General features: G+C 60.1%; 17 protein-coding genes. 11 read left to right on the top strand and 6 right to left on the bottom strand.

The features are described 5' to 3' along the window. Positions 1 to 27: 27 nt before the first annotated feature. Genes OSC37_RS01690 through OSC37_RS01710 form a run of 5 tightly spaced genes read left to right on the top strand, consistent with a single transcriptional unit; the run spans position 28 to position 3757 of the window. Positions 28 to 1557 carry a hypothetical protein gene (locus OSC37_RS01690; protein WP_267162873.1) on the top strand — a complete coding sequence of 510 codons (1530 nt, stop codon included), beginning with the start codon at positions 28 to 30 and terminating at the stop codon, positions 1555 to 1557. A gap of 40 nt (positions 1558 to 1597) precedes the next feature. Next, complete coding sequence (locus tag OSC37_RS01695) at positions 1598 to 1984, top strand: RidA family protein (RefSeq protein ID WP_267162874.1); 387 nt, start codon at positions 1598 to 1600, stop codon at positions 1982 to 1984. A 49-nt stretch (positions 1985 to 2033) separates the two neighbouring features. Next, positions 2034 to 2561, top strand: a complete 528-nt coding sequence (gene hjc, locus OSC37_RS01700) for a Holliday junction resolvase Hjc (protein WP_267162875.1) — start codon at positions 2034 to 2036, stop codon at positions 2559 to 2561. 50 nt (positions 2562 to 2611) lie between these two features. Next, positions 2612 to 3184, top strand: coding sequence for a DUF7978 family protein (locus OSC37_RS01705; RefSeq protein ID WP_267162876.1), 573 nt, complete (start codon positions 2612 to 2614; stop codon positions 3182 to 3184). 48 nt (positions 3185 to 3232) lie between these two features. After that, entirely contained in the window at positions 3233 to 3757 is a 525-nt protein-coding gene (locus OSC37_RS01710) for a DUF7472 family protein (RefSeq protein ID WP_267162877.1), read from the top strand. A gap of 9 nt (positions 3758 to 3766) precedes the next feature. Here the strand turns inward: OSC37_RS01710 and priL are convergent, their stop codons facing one another. The 4 genes from priL to OSC37_RS01730 all read right to left on the bottom strand — a co-directional run bounded on the left by priL (position 3767) and on the right by OSC37_RS01730 (position 7668). Beyond that, a complete protein-coding gene (priL, locus tag OSC37_RS01715; RefSeq protein WP_267162878.1) occupies positions 3767 to 4834 on the bottom strand; it encodes a DNA primase regulatory subunit PriL in 1068 nt (355 codons plus the stop codon). Positions 4835 to 4873: 39 nt separating this feature from the next. Further along, positions 4874 to 5443: a cell division protein CdpA domain-containing protein gene (locus tag OSC37_RS01720; RefSeq protein ID WP_267162879.1), complete on the bottom strand. Its 570-nt coding sequence runs from the start codon at positions 5441 to 5443 to the stop codon at positions 4874 to 4876. A gap of 56 nt (positions 5444 to 5499) precedes the next feature. Next, positions 5500 to 6759 (bottom strand): Glu/Leu/Phe/Val family dehydrogenase, encoded by a 1260-nt coding sequence (locus OSC37_RS01725; protein WP_267162880.1) that lies wholly within the window; start codon positions 6757 to 6759, stop codon positions 5500 to 5502. A 162-nt stretch (positions 6760 to 6921) separates the two neighbouring features. Then, the gene (locus OSC37_RS01730) at positions 6922 to 7668 is read right to left on the bottom strand and encodes a DNA polymerase sliding clamp (RefSeq protein WP_267162881.1); all 747 of its coding nucleotides are present in this window, start codon (positions 7666 to 7668) and stop codon (positions 6922 to 6924) included. Positions 7669 to 7770: 102 nt separating this feature from the next. Here OSC37_RS01730 and OSC37_RS01735 point away from each other — a divergent pair, with 102 nt between their 5' ends. The 4 genes from OSC37_RS01735 to OSC37_RS01750 all read left to right on the top strand — a co-directional run bounded on the left by OSC37_RS01735 (position 7771) and on the right by OSC37_RS01750 (position 10270). Continuing rightward, on the top strand, positions 7771 to 8577 hold the full coding sequence (locus OSC37_RS01735) for an alpha/beta fold hydrolase (RefSeq protein ID WP_267162882.1): 807 nt from the start codon (positions 7771 to 7773) through the stop codon (positions 8575 to 8577). A 21-nt stretch (positions 8578 to 8598) separates the two neighbouring features. Beyond that, positions 8599 to 9156: a response regulator gene (locus OSC37_RS01740; RefSeq protein WP_267162883.1), complete on the top strand. Its 558-nt coding sequence runs from the start codon at positions 8599 to 8601 to the stop codon at positions 9154 to 9156. A gap of 191 nt (positions 9157 to 9347) precedes the next feature. Further along, positions 9348 to 9857: a type IV pilin domain-containing protein gene (locus OSC37_RS01745; RefSeq protein ID WP_267164141.1), complete on the top strand. Its 510-nt coding sequence runs from the start codon at positions 9348 to 9350 to the stop codon at positions 9855 to 9857. 104 nt (positions 9858 to 9961) lie between these two features. After that, complete coding sequence (locus OSC37_RS01750; protein WP_267162884.1) at positions 9962 to 10270, top strand: DUF7968 family protein; 309 nt, start codon at positions 9962 to 9964, stop codon at positions 10268 to 10270. Here the strand turns inward: OSC37_RS01750 and OSC37_RS01755 are convergent, their stop codons facing one another. Further along, positions 10271 to 10489, bottom strand: coding sequence for a hypothetical protein (locus OSC37_RS01755; RefSeq protein WP_267162885.1), 219 nt, complete (start codon positions 10487 to 10489; stop codon positions 10271 to 10273). It lies immediately after the preceding gene. Positions 10490 to 10651: 162 nt separating this feature from the next. Between OSC37_RS01755 and OSC37_RS01760 the strand changes: the two genes are divergently transcribed. Both OSC37_RS01760 and OSC37_RS01765 read left to right on the top strand, forming a co-directional pair. Beyond that, on the top strand, positions 10652 to 12172 hold the full coding sequence (locus OSC37_RS01760; protein WP_267162886.1) for an aldehyde dehydrogenase family protein: 1521 nt from the start codon (positions 10652 to 10654) through the stop codon (positions 12170 to 12172). A gap of 60 nt (positions 12173 to 12232) precedes the next feature. After that, the gene (locus OSC37_RS01765) at positions 12233 to 12511 is read left to right on the top strand and encodes a DUF8101 family protein (RefSeq protein WP_267162887.1); all 279 of its coding nucleotides are present in this window, start codon (positions 12233 to 12235) and stop codon (positions 12509 to 12511) included. A gap of 322 nt (positions 12512 to 12833) precedes the next feature. Here the strand turns inward: OSC37_RS01765 and OSC37_RS01770 are convergent, their stop codons facing one another. Next, positions 12834 to 16091 (bottom strand): PAS domain S-box protein, encoded by a 3258-nt coding sequence (locus OSC37_RS01770; RefSeq protein ID WP_267162888.1) that lies wholly within the window; start codon positions 16089 to 16091, stop codon positions 12834 to 12836. Positions 16092 to 16144: the final 53 nt, after the last annotated feature.

The raw sequence follows: 16144 nt of genomic DNA on the forward strand, positions 1-16144 counted from the left end.
TTTTATTTGTCCGCCCGAGTGACTGGTATGAGACGCAGACAGGTCCTCCGTGCTGGTGGCGCTGCCCTGGTACCGCTTTTCGGGACGAGTGTGAGTGCAGGCTCTCCGCAAGCCGACGATGGATACGAACCGCTCGGCCGTGTCGAAATCGACAGCGCGTTCGAAGCCGCGACCCATCACGACGGCGAGATTGCGTACGTCGCCGCCGACGACGGCCTCGTTTCGGTGGATATCTCGAACCCAGAGGACCCGTCGATACTCGCCGAACGACGTGACATAGACACCGGCGGTCAGGAGATGGCCCTGGCCTGGGACCTCTGGCCGGATGGAGACCGGCTGGTACTCGCCGGTCCAGCCAACCCCGTTCGCGGCGCAGCCCAAGGGTTTGCGCTCTTCGACATCAGCGACCCCGAATCGCCCGAACAGGTCGCCTGGCACTCGACGGACTTCTATATCCACAACGGCTTCTTCGACGACAGCACTGTCTATCTCGTTGGGAGCGGCACACGCCGGTACCCGGTCGTCATGTTTGACGTGGCCGACGACGAACCCGAAGAAGTCGGTCGTTGGTCGTTCGTCGACGCCAAGCCTGAGTGGCTCAACGTACCGCTGGGGTCGCGCGTCCTCCACGACGTTTACGTCCAAGACAGCACCGCGTACCTGTCGTACTGGGACGCTGGAACGGTGATAGCCGACGTGAGCGACCCGTCGGACCCGACACTCCTCTCTCAGGTCGGTGACTTCGACCGCGAGGAACTAACCGGTCTCTCCCGGCCCGAGGCCCGCCAGGAGTATTTAACTCCGTCCGGCAACGACCACTACGCCGTCGTCAATGATGACGCCACCAGACTCCTCGCCGGCAAGGAAGCCTGGGCAGTCTCGGACCCCGACGCCGAGGACGGAACGGTCGGCGGCCCCGGCGGCATCACCATCTGGGACATCGACGACCCCGAGTCACCCGAGCGGCTCGGCCGAATCGAACCACCGCAGTCCGACGACAGCACACAGGGCGGCTACTTCACGACCGCACATAACTGCGACATCGTCGACGACCGCGTCTACGCCTCGTGGTACTTCGGCGGTGTCACGGCTCACGACATCAGCGACCCCGCCGACCCCGAACGGCTTGCCTGGTGGCGCAACCCGGAAGAGGCGAGTTTCTGGACCGCACAGAGTGCTGTCCCCGGTGAGACGTTTATCGCCAGCAGTGCGGACCTCTCGAAAACGTCTTTCGACGGCAAGCCGGCGACGCCGGCGCTGTACGTCTTCCCCGACGAGGAGGGCGTCCAAGAGGACCCGCCCGGCCTGATTCGGTACGAAAGCGAGGGGCCGACGCCCACGCAGACCCCGGCCTCAACGCCCACGCGAACCGAGACGGGAACCTCAACGGAGGCTCCAACAGTTACCCCCGAACCGACGCCGACAGATGGGTCGGTCGCCACGGAGACGCCCGACAGCTCGGACGGAGACGGTCCCGGGTTCGGCGTCGCCGGTGCGCTGACCGGATTCGGCGGCGCGATGTACGCGCTTGCGAGGCGACAGGACCGAGAGGACTAAGATCCACATCTCTTTTGTTCGTGCCGTCGGTGCAGACCGCATGGAACGCCAGCGCATCAGTTCCGGAACGGAGTGGGAGACAGAGGTCGGCTATTCGAGGGCGGTTCGCGTCGACGATACCGTCCACGTCTCTGGGACGACCGCAACCGAGGACGGCGCTGTCGTCGCCGAGGGTGACCCCTACCGACAGACGAAACAGGCAATCGCCAATATCGCCGACGCACTCGACGAGACGGGTGCCGGACTCGACGACGTGGTGCGGACGCGCATCTACGCCGTCGACATCGACGACTGGGACGAAATCGGGCGTGCCCACGGCGAGGCCTTTTCCGACGCCCGGCCAGCGGCGACGATGGTTCAAGTCGAGCGGCTCATCGACCCCGAGATGCTCGTCGAAATCGAGGCCGAGGCGCGGGTCATGGGCTGACCCGCGGCCGAACAGGACGCTTTTTGTCCTCCCACCCAGAGGACGAGCCATGTCAAACGCCAAGGGCGACCGTCGGGAGCGGGAGCTCGTGAACTTACTCGACGACGCCGGCTTCGCGGTGATGCGCGCCCCAGCGAGCGGCAGCGCGACGACGCGGGAGTTGCCGGACGTACTCGCCGGTGACGGGACGAACTTCTACGCTATCGAGGCCAAATCCTCGGCCGGTGACCCGATTTATCTCGACGGGGAGGAGGTGTACGCCCTAGTCTATTTCTCGCGTAACTTCGGCGCAAAACCCCGAATCGGCGTCCGGTTCGACCGCGAGGACTGGTATTTCTTCCACCCCGACGACCTCTACCAGACAGACGGCGGCAACTACCGCGTCAAAAAGGAGACGGCACTGTCGGATGGCACCGACTTCGCCGAGTTAACGGGTCACTCCGAGAAACGCACGCTTGATAACATCGGCGAAGAGGACGACGACGAGGCAGACGAGACCAAAGACATTCGCCGTGTCCTCGAAGCAGTCGACCGTGGAGACCTGGGTGTCGAGGACGGCGTCGAGATGCTCCGCTGACTCGCGAGAATTCGCCGGAGGTTTTTGACTCCGGGTCGAACGGCAGGCTGATGAGCGAGCAGTCAGAGTCCGGTCTCGATGAGTTGCCTGTCGTCGATAGCTCCGTTCATGGCATAACTGCCTACGCAGCGGGATATCTGGCGACACTCCTCTTGGTTCTGATATTCGAAGGCGAGCGATTCGTTGGAGATATCGTCGAAGGCGCGGGCTGGATATTCTACAATGCACAGTTCGTCCCGGTCGAACAGCGCGCGTCGCTCACGGGACCGGTCGTCGAGAATCTGGCGTCGATAAACTACCTCACGGGACAGGGGCTCGACACGGCACCGACCTCTTCGGTCGTCGTCCCGTCGGTCGTCTATCACGCTATTCCAATCCTCGCGTACGTCATCGCTGGGTTCGCCCTCGCCCGGTCTGTCGGCGCGAGAACGCCTGCGACCGGTGTGAAGCTGGGTGTGTCGATGGTGCTCGGGACCGTGATTCTCGCGATTGGTGGAACGTTTCTCTTCGAGGCGGCGGGCCAGATTGGACCAAACAGACTCTACAGCGTACTGTTGGTCGGACTCGTCTATCCCGGGCTCTGTGGCGGGCTCGGCGGTGGCCTTGCGGCCCTCGACAGGTGAGGCGAGCGCTTCGAAGCCCTTTTGACCGTTCCTGTAAAATCCGCGAGCATGGAACTCGACCGGAAGACGGTCGTGCAGATTGTCGTCTCAGTCGTCGCTGTAGCGCTGTTTATAACCGGGTTAGTGGTTGTAACAGCGGCCTACGGCGAGACCGAGACTATCGGCCCCGACGACGAAGAGGGACAGCTCGATGGGACGCTTTCCGGTGACTTCGGCGACGACTTCGAGATAGCCGACGACGGAACCGCCAGCGGCGGATTCAGCGGCGACTACGTGAACGGCGTCGACATGCCGGTGGACGGACAGGTGACCGGCACCGTCGAAGACGGTGTCTTCACCGGCACCTTCGAGGGTTCGATTAGCGTCGCAATCGAAGGGAACACTACCGGAGAGATGAACGGCACAATCGACGATGGGTCGTTCAACGGAACCTACGTCGGAACCGCCCGAGGAGAGACACGAACGACGCTCTCCGCTGACGGCGGCCTTGCCCTTATCGGGCTTATCGTGGCGTACATTGTCTTTCTCCCACTGATGGGGTACGTTGTCGAGAACTACGACTTCGAGGAGTAGCTGCCTGCGTCAGGATTCTCCGGCCTGGGCCTCGCGCCAGTCGACGAGTTCGTCCTCGTCGGCGTCGTCGATCTTTGCCTCGTAGTAGGCCATCGGGTGAGAGATGGTCTCACAGAGGTTATCCATATTGACACAGTCGCCGTACGACTGCATCGTCGCACACGACGGCGTCGAGTACTCGGTGGGGCTCGTGTCGCCACGGATGTGGTCGACCTGATACCGTGTTGCCTCCTCGCCGAAGCCGGGGTTGACCTGGAACAGCTCGACGATTTCGTCGGTCGTCATCCCGATGCTGGTGAGAAACGACGCGATGGCGAACCGCGAGTGGTGTTCGAGATGCTCGCCCTTTTGAACATCGTCTAGCAGCGCTCGCATGCAGGGCGGGAACAGCTCCGGAACCACCGTGTCGATATCCCGCATCAAATCGAGCTCGGCCAGGGCCTCGTTGACCCGCCGAAGGGGGCCATCGAGTTCGGCGGCAATCTCGTCGGGAACCGACAACGGGAGGCCCTCGTCGATGCGTTGCTGTATCGCCTGCCGAATCAAGACGAGTAAGTCGGCTGATTCGAGCGTCACTTCGCCGTCCGCCAGCTTCCTGTTGACGAGTCGCCACTCGTCTCCGCGCTTGTCGGCCGCGAGGTCGAGATAGGTTCCCACGTCGACGGCGTACCCATCCGGTGTCTCTCGGACGGCCCCGCGGATATCGAACTCCTGAAGGAGCGCATCAACTGTGAGCTGCTCGCGCTGTGTGCTTTTCAGTTCGACAGACTGCGTACGGTCGTACTCCAGTCGTTCCTGAGCGGTTCTGGCCTCTGCGCTGGCGTATTTCCGCGTCAGCGCATGCTCGTCGACGAGAGAGACCACCACTCTGGCGACCGGGTACGAGAGTAACTCGACGCGGTCCCGGCGGTGGGTGCCACCGACAACGCCGTCTTCGAGGGCCGTCTCGATGCGCTCGACAGCCCGCTCGACGACGGCCTCGTCTGTCCGGATGATCTCGACGATAGCGATGTCCATCGCCTCAACTGCTTCCCGCGCTGATTGCAAGAACGGATAGCGCGCGTGAAGCCCTTTCATCGTCCCCTCCTTGCGACCGCCGGTGGAAAAAGTCGGCGGTCACCGGTCTTCGATTTCTTCGATAAGTTGGTCTGCGGTCCCGCCGTCGTTGACGAGACTGTTGTACTGCTCGTCGGTTACCTGGACCGTCTTGGTTTCGCCCTGACGGACGACTTCGAGCTTGACCGTTCCCTGTGGATTGTTCCGGAGACGGAAGGTCGCGATGGCTCTGAAGACAAACCACAGCGCGATGGCACACCCCACGCCGTAGAGCATCGCCGTTTCGAAAGCCAGTGGCTCTGCGGTCCGCGTCCAGCGGTCTGGATAGGCGTATCGGAACAGAAACACACCCAGACTCGCGGTGATTGTGCCGAGAACGACACCCAGGCGGGTCCGACTGCTCGATGGGAGAACGACAACGACACCCAGCAGGAGACCGGGAATGCCCAGGCCTGCGATGGTACCGGCAAATCGCTTGGCGTCGGTTCCGTCGCCGTTGAACCAGACGACACCCATCGCGACGAGGAGCGCAAGCACACCGGCGCCGACGAGTGCCAATCCGACCACTGTTCGTCGTGGGTCCCGCGCGCTGGACCGTTTTCGGTTGTAGGCCTCGTCGAGGCTCGTCATAGCCGCTAATACAGTATCCTGATACAAAACGATGCGTCAGACGGGCGACAGACGTGTCAGGGGAACAGACCGCGCTGCTCGTGGGCTGTCGCCTGGCTGTCGAGCGCGATAGTGTAGGCCGCGGTCCGCAGGTCTGGTGTCTCGTACTCGTCGTAGGCCTCCATCATGTTCTCGAAGGCTTCGGTCATCCGCCGCTCCAGGTCAGCGTTGACCTCTTCGAGCGTCCAGCGGTACTCCTGGGTGTTCTGGACCCATTCGAGATAGGAGACGATGACACCGCCAGAGTTGGCGAGGATATCCGGCACCGTCGGGATATCACGCTCGGCGAGCACGTCGTCAGCCTGGGGCGTCGTCGGACCGTTGGCGGCCTCGACGATGATATCGGCCCGGACCTCCTCGGCAACTTCTGAGGTGATGACGTGACTGACCGCCGCCGGAATCAACACGTCGACATCGAGACGGAGGAGTTCGTCGTTCGTAATCGGGTCTGCGTCGCCGTCGTAGTCGGCTATCTGGCCGCCAGATTCGATGAGCTCTGCGGCTTCGTACGTGTCGATACCCTTTGGGTTATAGATGCCGCCGGTCACATCACTGGTGGCGACGACGTTCGCGCCGCGTTCTGCCAGCAGGCGACCTGCCCAGGAACCGACGTTGCCGAATCCCTGGACCGCTATCGTCGCGTCCTCGGCGGAGCGACCGTAGTACTCCAGAATCTGTTCGGTCGTGTTTGCGACGCCTCGACCGGTGGCCTCGACCCGTCCGGGGGTGCCGCCGAGTTCAATGGGCTTGCCGGTGACCGATTCCGGGATAGTGTGTCCCTCGTAGACGGAGTAGGTGTCCATCATCCACGCCATCTCGCGGGGGCCGGTGTTCATATCCGGCGCGGGGATGTCGACCTTTGGGCCGATCATCCGTCGGATTCCCTCTGTGTATCGTCGTGTCACTCGCTTCATCTCGTCGCGGGTGAGTTCTTTCGGGTTACAGACGACACCGCCTTTCGCACCGCCGTAGGGCAACTGCACAAGTGCGGTCTTCGAGGACATTAGCCCAGCCAGCGCGATGACCTCGTCCATCGAGACGCTCGGGTGATATCGAACGCCGCCTTTGTAGGGGCCGCGTGCGCCGCTGAACTGACAGCGGTAGCCCTTGAAAATCTCTTCGTCGCCGTTGTCGCGCAAAATTGGAAGCGACACTTCGAGCGTTCGTTCCGGGTGTTTCAGCCGTTTGAAGACGTTCTCTGTGACCTGGGCGTAGTCCTGTGCACGCTCCATCTGCGTGCGCATATTCTCCAGGGTGCTTGGACCTTCGTCTGACATGTGGCTCAGAGGTCTGTTCTCGGGGGACTTATATGCGTGCCCTTTGACTCTGTAATGTGATATAGTCACATACCAGTCAACCGCCAGGAGACGGTCAAAGCGAGAAAGACAACAGGAGTCTACCGACCCTGATTGGGAGTCCGTCAATTCCGAGGCGGGGCCTCAGTTGCTCTGGATGCGAGGCGCGAGCATGTACGTCACTGCACCTTCGCCCTCGGCGATATCGAAATGGAGTTTGACCGGGAACTCCTCGCCGAGTTCCATCGTGACCTCTGTATCTTTGGGAATCGCCTTGTTCATGTTTTTGAGGTACTCGAGTGAGAAAAGCGAGGAGGCGGGCCCGCTCACGAGGTCGATGAGGTCGTCGTTATCGAGTTCGAGGTGGACGTCGTCGGTGTCACCCTCTGCGGCGACGTAGAAGACATCCTCGCTGTCGTCGAGGCCGAGTTCGATGTGGTCGCTCACCATGTCGGCGGCCTTGACAGCACGGTCGATATCCCGGCCCTCGATGACGATGTTCGCCGGGAGGTCGAGGTCCTCGGGCAGGTCAGGCTCCTCACGGATAGACTCCGGGTCGAGCAATCCGAGCGTGTACTCCAGTCCGTCGATAGAAATATGCAGCTTGCGGGTCTCCTCGTCGAGTTCGAGATGGACGAGCTGGTCGCCGCTTGCCATGCCGGCGATGTCCTGGAGGCGGACCAGGTCGACACCGATGAGACCCTCGTCGACCTCGAAGGATTCGAACGCATCGGTATCGAGAGTGAGGTCCACCATGCCGACGTTTGCGGGGTCAACTGCACGGATTTCGAGCCCCGCATCGTCGAAGTGAATTTTACACTCGTCGACGAGTACTCCCACGGAGTCGAGCGTCGCCTGTAACGTATCCGCACGCACGATGGCGTTGAACATCTTGGGCTGAGCTACGTCGGCATCGGTTAAAAAGACACTCCATTACAGCTGTCGGTGCCGTCGGGGGATACGACAAAGTAGCTCGGTCCGATAGCCTTCGGCATGGAACGAGTTACACACCACGGACGGGAGACGGCATACCGACTGGCCGGCGCTGATAAATCCGGGGCTACGGCGCTGTACGTTCACGGGAGCGGCGGCACACACCGCCTCTGGGCTCACCAGTATGCCCCCGACGGTCCAACGCACCCAGCCGTTGCATTGGACCTGAGCGGCCACGGCGAATCCGACGATATCGCCACAGAGTCAGGACCAGAGACGCTGGCTGCATACGCGGCGGATGTCGTTGCAGTCGCCAGAGAAACGAACGCCGAGGTCCTCGTCGGGAATTCGCTCGGCGGTGCTGTGGTGTTCAAGATCCTTCTCGACACGACCTTCGACCCCGATGCAGTCGTCTTCGCTGGGTCAGGAGCGAAACTCGCCGTCGCCGAGGAGCTACAGACGGCCCTGACTGAGGACTTCGAGGCCGCGGTAGATATGTTACATCGGCCGTCGATGCTGTTCGCTGACCCGGATTCGGAACTGCTTGCCCAGTCAAAACAGACGATGCAGGCCGTCGGCCAGCGCGTCACGCGTCGTGATTTCCTGTCCTGTCACACATTCGATGTACGGGAGCGGCTTGCTGATGTCGCGGTCCCAACACTTGCCGTTGTCGGCGATGGCGACCGTCTCACGCCGCCCTCGTACCACGAGTACCTCGCCGAGAATATTCCTGACTGCGAGCAGCGGGTCATCGAGGGAGCAGGCCATCTTGCGATGCTCGAAGCGCCGGATACGTTCAACAACGCGCTCGAATCGTTCCTCGCGGAATATGACAGGGTGCCGGACGAATCGGATAGTTATAATTAGGTGTATGATCAAGAACGTACTGTGACGGAGAGGACGGACCGCCCTCAGATACTGTTAGTCGACGACGAGGAACGGGTAGCCAAGACGTACGAACTCCGGCTGAGCCAGAAGTACGACACCACGGTCGCGCTCAGCGGTGAGGAGGCACTACAGACTGTCGACGACTCGTTCGATGTTGTCTTGCTCGACCGCCGGATGCCCGACCTGTCTGGTGACCAGATTCTCGAAGAGATACGACGTCGGGGAATCGACTGTCGAGTGGTCATGGTGACAGCGGTCGACCCGGATTTCGACATCGCAAAGATGGATGTCGACGACTATGTCGTCAAGCCTGTGGATAAGGAGGAACTCCACGGTGTCGTCGAGCGCGCGATGGCCATCTCGGAGTATAACGACCAAATCCAGGAACTCAGCTCTCTCAAGCTGAAACGGAACGTCCTGGAGGTCGAGATGGCCCGCGGCGAACTCAAAGACTCGCCGGAGTATCAGACACTTACCGACCAGATTGCTGAGCTGGAGTCGAACATCGACGAATTCGAAGAGACACTGGATCTCGACCAGGTCGACCTACATCTGTAGCGGTCTCCTCTGTCAGTATTGATAATTGAACGGCGTTTTCACTCGCTGGAATCGGAGCGAATACTTAATACGTCGTGGTGGTGTATAAGGCTCATAAGCACAGCGAGACCGATCCGACCGTCTACAACAGACAAACCGATTTCCGTCAGGGAACCGGCGGCATTCGGCCGTTGTGCACGGAACCACAAACCATGCAACTGAAGAAGCTATTCAACGAAGACGACGCAGTCAGCCCGGTCATCGGCGTGATTCTGATGGTCGCCATTACGGTTATTCTGGCGGCTGTCATTGCCACGTTCGTTCTGGGCCTGGGGGAACAGGTCAGTGATACAGCACCGCAGGCGAGCTTTGATTTCGATTATAACGACACGCAGCCAGTCTCTGCAACAGACACATTCAATAACACTGTAAGCACGAATGTAACTCAGTCTTCTGTTGATGGGACATTAGAGATTCAACATTCAAACGGTCCGAGTATTGAACCGGAGTTACTCGGTGCAACCGGTAGTAATGCAACCGAGGTTTCTGGGAGTACGTTCACTCCGTACAATGATTTCTCTGAAGCTCTTGATAACTCCATGAGCGCTGGCGAGAGTGTCAATATCTTCATCGACAGTGAAGACACGATCACCCTCGTCTGGACCAGCGACGACGGCAGTACGTCTGCCACGCTCCAGACCTACGAAGGACCTGACGCGTAGATAACTGACCACATTTCTCTCTTATCGACCTGCACAGTGGCGAAGCTGTAGCTCAAGCACACGCGCGCACAACACCTATATCTCTCACCCTCGAACCGACAGTTATGACAGAGACAGCCAGCCACGTCGTGCTCTCGTACCCGGCAGACCTCTCGGACTGGGGCCGCGATATCGTCGAAGACGAACCGTTCAAGGGCTATCTGCCGAAGGCACACGACACCGCGACGACGGGCGAGACGTGGGAGGAGTTCGTCGGCGTCGGCTGCTGTGGCAGCGCGCTCGACGTACCGATTCGCGTCGAATCCGTCGAGGGCGGGGCGCGACTCACCGAGGAGACCAGCTTCGAGTTCACCGTACGGGAGGCGTGTGATCTCGACGGCGGGTGGGCCGTCCAGAGCGCCGGCACTCCCTGATTACCGATTTTCTCGGTGCTGTGATTCGAGTTCGTCTGCCTGCTCCTCCATCTGTGTAAGCTCCTGCTCTGCGCTGGCCGTCTCCATTCCGTGGGCCTGCAGGACTGAGGCGTCCATCTCCGAGGGAACAAACTGATTCTCTTCGTCTGTCGCTTCCGTTTCGCTGCTGTCACCGGCGCTGCCGATGAGACCCGACAGCCAGCGGAGAGGATTTACCATGCTCAGACTACGCTTTCGTCACTGAATAACTTGTGTGTACAAAAGAGCGCCACCGTCGAATCCTTGCGTTCGAGCACAACTCCCACGCAGTGTGTATGTGTTACACACGCACAGAAATCAGGTTCTATGGGTTTTTAAGCGACGCACGTGAAAGGATCAGATATGTCCGAGCCACACAAACACTACATCGATGGTGAGTGGGTAGAGGGAGACGGCGACGAGACGTTCAAAAGCTACAGCCCGGCAAACGGCGAGGAACTGGGCGAGTTCCAGCGCGCGACCGAATCAGATGTCGACCGCGCGATGGCGGCCGCCGACGAGGCCTTCGAAGAGTGGCGCGAACTCTCGCGCATCGACCGTGCGGAGTACCTCTGGGATGTCTATCACGAACTCAAAGACCGCCACGAGGAGCTGGGCGAGATCGTCACCAAAGAGTGTGGCAAAGAGATCTCCGAGGGGAAAGCCGACGTGACCGAAGCCTGGCACATGGTCGAGTGGGCCGCAGCTGACGCACGCCACCCCAAGGGAGATATCGTTCCGAGCGAAGTCCCCGAGAAAGATGCGTACATGCGCCGGAAGCCACGGGGTGTCACCGGCTGTATCACGCCGTGGAACTTCCCGGTCGCAATTCCGTTCTGGCACATGGCTGTTGCGCTCGTCGAAGGGAACACAGTTGTCTGGAAGCCAGCCGAGCAGACGCCGCTGTGTGGCCAGGTTATCGCAGAGATGATGGTCGACGCCGGTATTCCCGACGGCGTCTTCAACATGGTCCAAGGGTTCGGTGACGCTGGCGGTGCTATCGTCGACGATGACCGCACCGACACGGTGCTCTTTACCGGCTCTGCCGAAGTCGGCCACGAGGTCGCACAGAAGTGCGCCGAAGACCCCGGCAAGCGGGCTGCCTGCGAGATGGGCGGCAAAAACGGTATCGTCATCACCGAGGAGGCAGACCTCGACATCGCCGTCCACGCTGCCGTGATGAGTTCCTTCAAGACGACTGGCCAGCGCTGTGTCTCCAGCGAGCGCCTCATCGTCCACTCTGACGTGTACGACGAGTTCAAGGAGCGTTTCGTTGAGGTGGCCGAGGATATCGCTGTCGGCGACCCGCTCGACGAGGACACCTTCATGGGTCCCCTCATCGAGGAAGAGCACTTCGAGAAGGTCAAAAACTACAACGAACTTGCAGAGACAGAGGGTGTGAACGTGCTCGTCGACCGGACCCACCTCGACGACGACGAGATTCCGGACGGACACGAGGACGGCAACTGGGTCGGTCCGTTCGTCTACGAGGCAGACCCCGACGAGGACCTGCGCTGTACGCACGAGGAGGTCTTTGGCCCCCACGTCGCATTGCTCGAATACGACGGCGACATCGACCGTGCCCTGGAAATCCACAACGACACGAACTACGGACTCGCTGGTGCTGTCATCTCGGAGGACTACCGCCAGGTGAACCGCTACCGAGACCAGGCCGAAGTTGGCCTCTCTTACGGAAACCTCCCGTGCATCGGTGCCGAGGTCCAGCTGCCCTTCGGCGGTGTGAAGAAGTCCGGTAACGGATACCCCTCGGCTCGTGAGGTTATCGAGGCTGTCACCGACCGGAGTGCCTGGACGCTCAACAACTCCAAGGATATCGAGATGGCCCAGGGGCTGTCGGCGGACATCAAGACCAAAGACGACTGACGAGCCAGTCCGATTTCTGGAGTGCAGTGGCCTTTTTTTGCTACCGCAACTATCGTACCTGTGAGTCGAGATACGCCCCCCGATGTTGTGGCAGTGCTGGGGCAGCTGTTCTCTGAGGGAGCGCAGGCAGCCAAAGGCGGGGACGTGGAGACGGCCCGACGTACCATCGAGTCTGCCGAGCGTGTCATCTCGAACAAGATTCCGAACGACCACGAGCGCGAGCGCCTCTTACACGGCTGTCAGCGTGTGAGGGCCCACCTCGGAGCGGACGGAGCCGGGGATGTCGCGGTGGCTGCGGAGTATCTCACCGCGATGGAAGCGTCGCTCCGCGAGGAGTAACTGGTTTCAGGGTCCGTAGACTACGTCCCGATGGCCGATGACGAATCACTCTGGTCTGAGGGTACTCCGATGACGAACCCTATGAGTGCCGAGGCCACCGATTTACTGGTACGTTCTCGGTCTCTGTCCAAGCCAAGAGAGATAGTTGAGTTCAGGAACGGAGCCGTCACTCCTCAACCGTCGATCGAGGGGTTCCTCAATCCGGTTTGTCGTTGAGTGTCCCACAGTCTAACAAAAGCACTGTCCAAGATGCAGCGCGAGTCTTGCACGGGAGATTGGCTTGATCCAGCTACGAGATTCAGTCACCCGAAGAAGGCATCTCCTATTCGGGAGTATCGATCCCGGTGATTTCGAACTGTGCGCCATCGTCGTCGCTGTCGGTGACTCGGATGTCCCAGCCGTGAGCGTCCACGATCTGTTTGGCGATCCGAAGTCCGAAGCCCGTCCCTTCCTCAGCAGTCGAGTACCCCGCCTCAAAGATGTCCTCCCGCTCTCCCTCGGGAATACCCACGCCGTCGTCTGCGACGTAGAACCCTTCTTTGAGGTCACCCACTCGTACTGTCACGTCTTTGCCCCCATGTTCAACGGCATTTGCGAAGAGATTCTCCAGTAATTGTTGCAGACGGCTCCGGTCTGCCGAGATTGTCTGGTCGGTCTCGACGGTCAACGCGGCGTTCTCGCTAGGAACCACCTCCCAGCACTTCTCAATCAGTGACGAAAGCGACACCGCCTCGGTATTCCCGACCGTCTCACCACTTTGGGCGAGAGTCAACAAGTCCTCGATAAGCGCATCCATCCGATTAAGTGCATCACCTATATTATCCAAGTGAGTCGAGTCGCAATCGGCTTGTGCCAGTTCCAGTCGGCCCCCGGCAGTCCGCAGTGGGTTGCGCAGGTCGTGGCTCACGACGCTGGCGAACTCCTCCAGTCGCTCGTTCTGCCGTTCGCGTTCGAGTTGCCGACGCTTTTTTTGTGTTACATCTCTAATCATCACGAGAATCCCATCAGCTGGCTCTTCGTTGAGGAGGTTTATCGCCCGGGTTTCAACCCACCGCCACTCCCCGGACACGTCCTTTGCGCGAAACTCTTCGGAGAACGATTCGCCCGGATTTCGTAACGACTCTTCAAAATGGTTCGAGAGCGTCTGGCGATCATCGGGGTGCACGTATTCGAGCGGATTGTCCCCTTCGACTTCGATCGCGTCCAGTTCGTGTAGCGAGGATGGTGGACTCTGGTACTGAACGGTCAAATCCTCGTTTAGAAGGGCAATCTGGTCCGGTGAGTTCTTGAAGAAGTGCTCGTACTGTCTGAGTTCGCGTTCACGCTGCTTGCGGTCGGTGATGTCGTGCACCGTGCCACGGACTCGAACCACGTCGCCATCCTCAGTTTGTGGATCTGCGACGGCTCGAATCCAGCGTGTCCTATCATCTCTGGCAGTTATACGGACTTCCAAATCGTAGGGTTCGCCCGCCGTCACTGCCTGATTAACCGCTTCACTGAGTTTCGGCTGGTCCTCAGGATGATACAGTTCTTTAGCGTCGTCGAGAGACGGATCGAAGTCCTTGGAGACGCCATGTATGTCGTAGACCTTGTCCGTCCAGGTGAGGGTTCCGCGCTCGATATCGTAAGCCCACGCACCGACATCAGCGATCTGTTGGGCTTTCTCGAAGAGGTCGGTCCGGTGTTCGAGTTCCTGCTGCTGTTCGGTCTGCTCGGTGATATCCTGTATGTATCCCCGGACAACGCTGCTGTTTCCATCGGTGGTGACACGCTCACCGCGGGCAGTAAGCCATCGCTGTCCGCCATCGCGTGTGGTGAGACGTATGTCTATCTCGTATGGCTCGCCCGTTTCGAGACAGTTATTGAATCGGTCTCTGAGCAGGTCCCGGTCCCCGGGGTGGACGGCGTCGAGCGCGGCTTCGAGTGAGAGGTCCGTGTCCGGGTCGTGTCCGTAGAGTCGGCGTGTCCCGTCCGTTATCATGAGCGAGTCAGTCCCGGAATCGTACTCCCACGCACCAGCGTCGGCCAACTGTTCCATATTGGCCATGAGGTCTTGTGTTCGTTCCAGTTCCTGCTCTCGTTGCTTGCGTTCAGTGACATCCCGGCTGTTGACGACGTAGCCTTCGACAGCGGGATTATCGAACTGCTTACTCGCGCGAGCCTCGAACCATCGCCATGAGCCGTCGGCATGGTGGGCGCGGTACTCGACCGATTCCCTCGATTCGGGGCTTGTTAGCCACTCCTCGAAAGTATCCATAACAGCCACACAGTCGTCGGGATGGATGTACTCCCAGGCCAGACCACCGACCATCTCTTCGGGGTCGTATCCCAGGATGCGTTCAAGAGACGGACTCTGGTACTGGAATCGGCCATCGGCGTCGATGATCGAGATAACGTCGTTGGACTCCTCGACGAGTGCCCGGAACCGCCTTTCACGTTGTCGGCGCTCGCTCAGATCCCGACCGATCCCGACGATTCCGGTGGTGGTGCCGTCCGTGTCTGTCAGGCGAGCGCCAGTCCACTCGTAGGGGATCCGGTCGCCGTCAGCGGTCTGCAGGTCGGCTTCGGCAGCCCCCCGGCCGTCTGCTAGTGTCTGACTGATTGCGTTGGCGATTCCCTCCTGTTCGTCTTCGGGGAATATCTCGGTAGCGTCCATCCCGTCCAGTTCCGACTCGGTGTATCCCGTGACGTCGATGACTCGATCGTTCCACTGCCGGATAGTGCCGTCAGTATCGAGAACGTAGAACAGGTCATCGAGCGCATTCAGCGACTGTTTGATGAACCGGCGCTCGGATTCGAGTTCCTGCCTGCGTTCGTATCGTTCGGTGATATCGTTGACAGCTCCCCGAAGCGTCGTGATGTCGCCATTGGACCTAACCGGTGTGACCGTCACATCGAGGAGACGCTGCTCTCCCTCGTTTGGCCGGACACGCCATGTCCCCTGGACTTGTTCGCCCGTCTCGGCAGCCTGATCAAGCGCAGCGCGGACTTCGTCGCGGTCGTCAGGATGATACAGGTCGATTGCTTCCTCAAGCCCGAGGCTGTCGTCTGGAGAGAGGTTGATGAGCCGTCGGGTCCCGTCAGTCAATGTCAACTCTTCAGTCTCAAGATCCAGTTCCCACCCGCCAGTATCGCCAGCAAATTCGGTCAGCCGCATCAGTTCTTCCTGCCGGGTTGCTTCCTGTGTTGCGCGTTGGGCTTGGACGGCATTCGTGATCCGGTTGGCAAGCAGTTCGTACTGTTCAGTGCCAGAACCCTTCTGCAGATAGTCAGTGACGCCGGCAGCCATCGCATCGCTGGCGACGCTTTCACTTCCTTTTCCAGTGAACAGAATAAATGGGAGATCGGGGTGGGTCTCGCGGACAGCCTGCAGGAACTCGATACCATTCTTGCCCGGCATATCGTAATCAGAGACGATGCAATCGGGCGGTCGGTCTCCGATCTGATCGAGTCCCTTGTCGGCGCTGGTGGCCGTTTCGAGAACGAGGCGGTTGTCTTCGCTTTCGAGCAACTCACTGGTCAACTCGAGGAGACTTGGATCATCGTCCACGTGAAGGACCCGAATTGGCGAAGTATCCATGGTGTACCAGTCATGTGAAGACTTCAAAAGCCTTTGTGCGCTGTTATCAGCAC

It is taken from the genome of Halovenus salina, from assembly GCF_026410925.1.
Classification (GTDB): Archaea; Halobacteriota; Halobacteria; order Halobacteriales; family Haloarculaceae; genus Halovenus; species Halovenus salina.

Excerpts from the sequence above, each read along its gene's own strand:
- priL (WP_267162878.1), bottom strand. The coding sequence starts at position 4,834 with ATGAAAGGGCTTCACGCGCGCTATCCGTTCTTGCAATCAGCGCGGGAA.
- OSC37_RS01760 (WP_267162886.1), top strand. The coding sequence starts at position 10,652 with ATGTCCGAGCCACACAAACACTACATCGATGGTGAGTGGGTAGAGGGA.
- OSC37_RS01745 (WP_267164141.1), top strand. The coding sequence starts at position 9,348 with ATGCAACTGAAGAAGCTATTCAACGAAGACGACGCAGTCAGCCCGGTC.
- OSC37_RS01730 (WP_267162881.1), bottom strand. The coding sequence starts at position 7,668 with ATGTTCAACGCCATCGTGCGTGCGGATACGTTACAGGCGACGCTCGAC.
- OSC37_RS01750 (WP_267162884.1), top strand. The coding sequence starts at position 9,962 with ATGACAGAGACAGCCAGCCACGTCGTGCTCTCGTACCCGGCAGACCTC.
- hjc (WP_267162875.1), top strand. The coding sequence starts at position 2,034 with ATGTCAAACGCCAAGGGCGACCGTCGGGAGCGGGAGCTCGTGAACTTA.
- OSC37_RS01705 (WP_267162876.1), top strand. The coding sequence starts at position 2,612 with ATGAGCGAGCAGTCAGAGTCCGGTCTCGATGAGTTGCCTGTCGTCGAT.
- OSC37_RS01695 (WP_267162874.1), top strand. The coding sequence starts at position 1,598 with ATGGAACGCCAGCGCATCAGTTCCGGAACGGAGTGGGAGACAGAGGTC.
- OSC37_RS01770 (WP_267162888.1), bottom strand. The coding sequence starts at position 16,091 with ATGGATACTTCGCCAATTCGGGTCCTTCACGTGGACGATGATCCAAGT.
- OSC37_RS01690 (WP_267162873.1), top strand. The coding sequence starts at position 28 with ATGAGACGCAGACAGGTCCTCCGTGCTGGTGGCGCTGCCCTGGTACCG.
- OSC37_RS01735 (WP_267162882.1), top strand. The coding sequence starts at position 7,771 with ATGGAACGAGTTACACACCACGGACGGGAGACGGCATACCGACTGGCC.
- OSC37_RS01720 (WP_267162879.1), bottom strand. The coding sequence starts at position 5,443 with ATGACGAGCCTCGACGAGGCCTACAACCGAAAACGGTCCAGCGCGCGG.
- OSC37_RS01710 (WP_267162877.1), top strand. The coding sequence starts at position 3,233 with ATGGAACTCGACCGGAAGACGGTCGTGCAGATTGTCGTCTCAGTCGTC.
- OSC37_RS01755 (WP_267162885.1), bottom strand. The coding sequence starts at position 10,489 with ATGGTAAATCCTCTCCGCTGGCTGTCGGGTCTCATCGGCAGCGCCGGT.
- OSC37_RS01725 (WP_267162880.1), bottom strand. The coding sequence starts at position 6,759 with ATGTCAGACGAAGGTCCAAGCACCCTGGAGAATATGCGCACGCAGATG.